This window comes from Flectobacillus sp., from assembly GCF_049240685.1.
Classification (GTDB): Bacteria; Bacteroidota; Bacteroidia; order Cytophagales; family Spirosomataceae; genus Flectobacillus.
In genome coordinates this window covers 1-5,126 of record NZ_JBMLSD010000264.1, presented here as the reverse complement: position 1 = coordinate 5,126, position 5,126 = coordinate 1, and the positions used below count along the sequence as shown (strand labels likewise).

At 37.7% G+C, this 5,126-nt stretch carries 11 protein-coding genes; 8 read left to right on the top strand and 3 right to left on the bottom strand.

The window, feature by feature from the left end; genetic code table 11:
- Window positions 1–67: 67 nt before the first annotated feature.
- From ACOVQ4_RS12260 to ACOVQ4_RS12225, 8 genes are all read left to right on the top strand, one after another.
- On the top strand, window positions 68–451 hold the full coding sequence (locus tag ACOVQ4_RS12260; RefSeq protein ID WP_421820931.1) for a hypothetical protein: 384 nt from the start codon (window positions 68–70) through the stop codon (window positions 449–451).
- Window positions 432–761 (top strand): hypothetical protein, encoded by a 330-nt coding sequence (locus ACOVQ4_RS12255; RefSeq protein WP_421820930.1) that lies wholly within the window; start codon window positions 432–434, stop codon window positions 759–761. Before ACOVQ4_RS12260 ends, ACOVQ4_RS12255 begins: the two co-directional genes overlap by 20 nt.
- The gene (locus ACOVQ4_RS12250) at window positions 758–1,051 is read left to right on the top strand and encodes a hypothetical protein (protein WP_421820929.1); all 294 of its coding nucleotides are present in this window, start codon (window positions 758–760) and stop codon (window positions 1,049–1,051) included. The genes ACOVQ4_RS12255 and ACOVQ4_RS12250 overlap by 4 nt, the downstream gene beginning before the upstream one ends.
- Complete coding sequence (locus ACOVQ4_RS12245; RefSeq protein ID WP_421820928.1) at window positions 1,044–1,346, top strand: hypothetical protein; 303 nt, start codon at window positions 1,044–1,046, stop codon at window positions 1,344–1,346. The genes ACOVQ4_RS12250 and ACOVQ4_RS12245 overlap by 8 nt, the downstream gene beginning before the upstream one ends.
- Before the next feature lie 5 nt (window positions 1,347–1,351).
- Window positions 1,352–1,567 (top strand): hypothetical protein, encoded by a 216-nt coding sequence (locus ACOVQ4_RS12240; protein WP_421820927.1) that lies wholly within the window; start codon window positions 1,352–1,354, stop codon window positions 1,565–1,567.
- Window positions 1,548–1,832, top strand: a complete 285-nt coding sequence (locus ACOVQ4_RS12235; protein ID WP_421820926.1) for a hypothetical protein — start codon at window positions 1,548–1,550, stop codon at window positions 1,830–1,832. Before ACOVQ4_RS12240 ends, ACOVQ4_RS12235 begins: the two co-directional genes overlap by 20 nt.
- A gap of 85 nt (window positions 1,833–1,917) precedes the next feature.
- A complete protein-coding gene (locus ACOVQ4_RS12230; protein ID WP_421820925.1) occupies window positions 1,918–2,088 on the top strand; it encodes a hypothetical protein in 171 nt (56 codons plus the stop codon).
- Window positions 2,089–2,090: 2 nt separating this feature from the next.
- Window positions 2,091–2,342 carry a hypothetical protein gene (locus tag ACOVQ4_RS12225; RefSeq protein ID WP_421820924.1) on the top strand — a complete coding sequence of 84 codons (252 nt, stop codon included), beginning with the start codon at window positions 2,091–2,093 and terminating at the stop codon, window positions 2,340–2,342.
- Window positions 2,343–2,384: 42 nt separating this feature from the next.
- On the opposite strand, the gene ACOVQ4_RS12220 is transcribed toward ACOVQ4_RS12225, so the two are convergent.
- The 3 genes from ACOVQ4_RS12220 to ACOVQ4_RS12210 form a co-directional block, all read right to left on the bottom strand.
- On the bottom strand, window positions 2,385–2,816 hold the full coding sequence (locus ACOVQ4_RS12220) for a hypothetical protein (protein WP_421820923.1): 432 nt from the start codon (window positions 2,814–2,816) through the stop codon (window positions 2,385–2,387).
- The gene (locus ACOVQ4_RS12215; protein WP_421820922.1) at window positions 2,813–3,310 is read right to left on the bottom strand and encodes a phage virion morphogenesis protein; all 498 of its coding nucleotides are present in this window, start codon (window positions 3,308–3,310) and stop codon (window positions 2,813–2,815) included. Before ACOVQ4_RS12215 ends, ACOVQ4_RS12220 begins: the two co-directional genes overlap by 4 nt.
- Window positions 3,307–5,126, bottom strand: a 1,820-nt coding sequence (locus tag ACOVQ4_RS12210) for a phage portal protein family protein (RefSeq protein ID WP_421820921.1), incomplete at its 5' end; no start/stop codon positions are given. The genes ACOVQ4_RS12215 and ACOVQ4_RS12210, both read right to left, overlap by 4 nt.

The window sequence follows — 5,126 nt, the reverse complement described above, 5'->3', positions numbered from 1 at the left end:
TGAAGGGATACAAGCACCGTAACAAGAAAATAAAAGTTGTTAGTAACCAATTAAATCTTTTTTAGATATGAAGATTAGCATTAGACAAGTCGAACGAGACTATAAAGCATTAATGGAAAGAGTACAGACACTTCCAGACTATCAGATTGATTTGACCAATAGAGTAAACTGCTATAGTTGTGTTAATAAAAAATGTGGTCATATCACCAAAACAAAGGATGTTGATGCAGGTACAACACCAATGTATTTTTGGTGTGAAATGTGTAACTCCAGAGCAGTAAGTTCTTTTTATAATGATTTAGCCCCAGACCAAAAGCCATCTTATGAATGGTATCGTCCAGATTTTCAAAGATTCAAAAAAGTAAGAGGCAATCAAGGGATATATAATCATCTTATTTCTGGGGGTTTGGAGTATAGACAAATTATTGTTGATGGAAAAGCTAACATTTAGCACGAACTGGAATGGAAAGCTTTGGGCGGATTGTTTTACGACAATCCGCCTTTACAACCCAAACAAGTATAAAACTGGGGCAAAGTTTGAAATATGGCTTAAAAAAGACTACATGCACAAGGCAGTTATTATCGATGTGAAAAAGTTGAAAATGAGCCAACTTAACGATTGGATTTGTGCCCTGGACACGGGGTACAATTTGGCAGAAACTCAAAACGTCCTGAAGACTATGTATAAGGATAATGAGGAGCTGAAAAGAACAGGTGATTTAACGCTTAGTTATGTTTTACTTAAAAAGCTGAAGGGATGAAATATGTAATTTTTAAACGTGGAGAACTTGTAGTTCCAGTTATTTCTTCAGAGGACTCTATACATGCTTTACTAGGTGTTGGAAATGGTTTTAAGGCTGTTAGTGCTGGATTTTTTTATATTGATGAGCTTGGTGAGGTTGTAATTGATGAAAGCCGTATAGCAACATCATTTAGAGTTAAGCAATACAAGCAACACGATAAACGATACTTGAATTACCTTATTAAAGGTTATACTGGGCACTTCTTTTACGATTTTGAACATATTTGTTATCCAGAGGTAAATGAATAAAACAGATAAGAAATTCAGGGAATGGCTTTTTCGAGATTTTGGGCAAGACAATAATTATGATAAAATAACTTATCGAATGCTTAGATGTAGACGTATTTTATCAAAAAACAAAGTTTTGGCAAAATTGAGCGAAGTAGATTTATATGATGTTTGTATTACTGTTTTTCTGATTGCAACACAAAGTGAAAGACATGCGATAAGAAATTTTCCAAGCATATTTCCAAAAGAGCATAGTGAGCCTTTGGAATACGCATTGGAAGAAGGATTTAAGAAGGTTGAACCAATTTTAATTTAAAAAATATGGATGAACAAATGTTTAAGGGTATGGGAGAAGCCCTGAAAATTCTTATTGCGATAACTGTAGTATTAGTGGCAGTATTTGTAAAGGGATGTGATGAAATTATGGATTGGGCTGATAGCACAGAAATAAAATCCGAAAAGCCCCTCACCCCAACACTCGAATTAAGAATTATTGACAACAAAGTAGATACGCTGTATGTGTATCGTAAACAGTAAAATCATGGGAGCAAAATATAAAGGGCTGGTCATACTAGCGAAGTATGGCACAAATGAAAGAATGGTAGTATTTGTAAATCCACACCAATTCGATATTCAAAAAATGGTTATTGAAAAGTATGGAGGTCAATGGGTAATAGTGAACGAACTTTGTGTTGGAGACGTATTAAAGTTTGAAGTTACAGAGCCTTATTTAGGATTTGACTCTCAAAAGCAAGATGATAACTATTGCATTGGATCACTCGAAACAGGTGCATTTAGATAAAAACTTAATCCCTCGTAACTGAGGGATTTTTTTGATTTGATTAACAAGTTTATTTTATTTACTTAAAGTTCTAAACGATACAAAAATGAAAATAGGAGAAGCACTAAAAAAAGGTTTGCTGAAAGTTAAACATATTGATGATATGGATTGGATTGTAGAGCAAAATGGTAGTAGAGTTATTGGCTATGTGTCTGGCATAGAAGATACAGAGGTTAGTATTACTGAAAGTGGTATTGTAACAGCAGTTTTTTTATAGCTATGGGAGACAATATAAAGCCTTCATCTCATGAGTGGGCAATGGCTTTGCGAAAAGAGCTAATTGAGGATAAAATGATTGTTGAGCTACGAGAAAAACAGATAGAAGTTATGCAAAAAGCTTTTATTGTTGGTATTGACAATGATAGGATTATTTATGATGAAGTAAGTATGGGACTTTTTGAAGGATTGAAGGAACAGATTGAGGTTAGGCAAAAACAGATAGTAAATTATTTTAATCAAAATATCTATTAAAAAACAAAGCACCGCAAAAGTAGTTTTTGCGGTGCTTTTGTTTTAGTTGGCTGATTGGTCTAAAAGGACTGTTTTGAAAAGCATGTTTACGGCCTTGATGCCATCTGCCTCCTGCTCGGTTTGAGATAGGCGCTCAAATGGGCGGTTTTGATGGTTTAGCCCTGTTTGGATAGCTAGATATACGGCTTGGCAGGTGTCCAGATACTCAAGTGATTGATTACGGGTTATTTCAGGCGTTTGTAGAGCTGTTTCGCCTATGTATGTAAATACTAGCCTGATGGTAACACGTAGCTCTAAAATTTGAGTTGTACGGGTTTGGTTTTCGGCCTTTACTATTTCCATTTTTATCAAGCACGCAGGAAAAGCAATGGCTGGGCGTGTGGTTGCGGTAAGTTGCCCTTTGTCGAGGTCTATCCACTTTAAAGTACTAATTGTGGATAAGATGTTGATAAGGCAAAGATATAGTTCTTTCATTCTTTTAGCTTTTTTATGATACGGTCTCTTATTTGATTTTTGAGGGTTTCGGTTATGCCCATGTATTGACGTTTTGGCATTGTGTAGGTATAAGCACTAAAAGTAAAGCCCCTACCCTTTGTAGTACCTTTGGTAAAGCGATTTTTGGCATTACGGTTACGGACAAAGGTTTCGGAGCGGGAATCTCTTGTGATAGTACCTCCTTCGTTGTGAATACGTGCGTATGGAATCTGTGAGCCTCCTGCTGAGATAATTACCCGATTGCTTGAAATTAGCTTGGCATTGATACTATTAAATAATTTGCCTGAAGCTCTTAGTGTAGTATGGTCATTGGGTTTCTTTTTGACCTTGAGCCAAGGGATTCCATCAAAGGACTGCTTGAAAAAGTTATTTTGAAAGTTTTCGATAGCAGTGTTAGCCACTATGGCTGGCACATGTTCAATGCCAGCCTGTAGCTTGTTGAAATAAATGTTTATTTTGTCTTGATTTGTCATTTTATAAGCAAGCCCCATCGGAGCACTTGGTCTAATAATTTCAAGAAATTGACTACTGTTAAGCCGTCTTTTGTCATTTCGGCTATTAGTGCAATGGCAGTATCATTGTAGTACTTAACATACAAATACTGATTGAGGTCTTTGCCTTTGGTTGCACCCGTAAACCATACTTCATCTGGTTTTTGCAGGACGTTTTGAAGCTCGGCAAAGAGTTCGTTCGAAGCTTCAGCAATAGCGGTCATGTCAGTGGCCGAAAACGAAATTTTACGCTTATTATAGTCTGTAAAATCCGTTCCCTGCTCTCGAATAAATTCTTCGATTGTTCCAGTGAATAACTGACGTGTAGGCTTATTGTCTGGCACTTTAATATTGTAGTCAGACGGGCTGAGTTCAGCAATAAGCTTGTTGGCTTCGACACGTTTAACGTATTGCTGATTATTAGTAAATACCTCCTGAGTCTCTGCACGATTGACCCCAAAGCCAGCATTTTCCACATTTTGCCAACCGTCTGACTCCACAAAATTGGAGGCAATAGATTGGTTGGTGTCTAAAGCTTGTTGGTCTACTTCGCTGGCGAGCCTTGGCGCTATAAAACAACGGCAATTCCAACCATTTGGCGGGTAAAGCTTTTTCCAAAGTGGGTCATCAGCTCGGAGGGTGATACCGTCCAAAAGCTGGTGATCTAGTCGGACACGGTTGTCGTCCTGCGTTCTATACTCCCAGTATGGAAACGTATTGGCAGTTGACACAAGCCTGTCATATTGCGCTGCTGAATTGCCTACTGCAATTGCAGTATTGTATTCTGTTCTCAGCCAATTTTCGTTAAACTGACCTGCTATAAGTGCCGCACTAATCCGAAAATCTTCGAAAGATTTTGCATTGCGAAAAGCCTTGTTAAGCGCTTGTACTTGTGCAATAGTTTTGCCTGCGGAGAATCTAAAAAGATTCATTTCGTAGGCTGTAAGCTTTGCAGGGCTATCATAGCCATATTCGAGACCAAAGGCGGCAAGATGTACTTTGTTCCCTTGCTTGTAACCGTCATTAAATCCTTTTGAAAGCTCATTTGCAGTAAATTTAAAAAGGTCAATATCAAACTTTTTGAGTCCTTCAGCCTCCCAAATAGACTTAGCTATTTTGTCTGCACTGTAACTACTAGAGAGTTGAATCATGTGGGGATTCCCACAGCAGTTCAGATGTGCCTCGGTCGTGTCCGAGGCTCCTAGAAAAAAACTTTTTGAAAGTGATAAGCCTTGAGATTGATTATTTGATTTTGAGGCTATGACTTTTAAGCCAAACTTCTCATTAATCCAATCAATATCATAATCAAAGTTTGACATTGACTCACTAACAAATTTCCATAGTTGCGTAATGTCTTCAGCTTTTTCAAACTCTAAAGTAAGTCCCTCTTTGATTAGGCCATGTTTTGCCAGAGCAGGAAGATTAATTTTGTTCCATTGTTGCTCTAATAACTTCATGTCAAATTGTACCCTGTACCAAAGCAATTCCTGTGATGAAGACTCTTTTGCATTTGAGCCATTTTTTGTGTCCTGCCCTACAACAGCGCCACTGAATAGCAATGAAAGTTCTGATTTACACTGGGTAATAAGCCCATCGTATAACTCTCCTTTTGTGGCAACTTGGTCGGCAAATTCCAAAGATTCATCTTCACCAATGATAAAGTATGACATACGTCCACGTCCTTCCTCCATCATTTTTTTACCACGTGCTAACATCTTCGTATCTGAAGTGTCTGTTTTGAGGACTAAAGGAGGAATTGAAAAGCCTTCTGTATGTTCTGCCCAACAGCTTTGCCCAA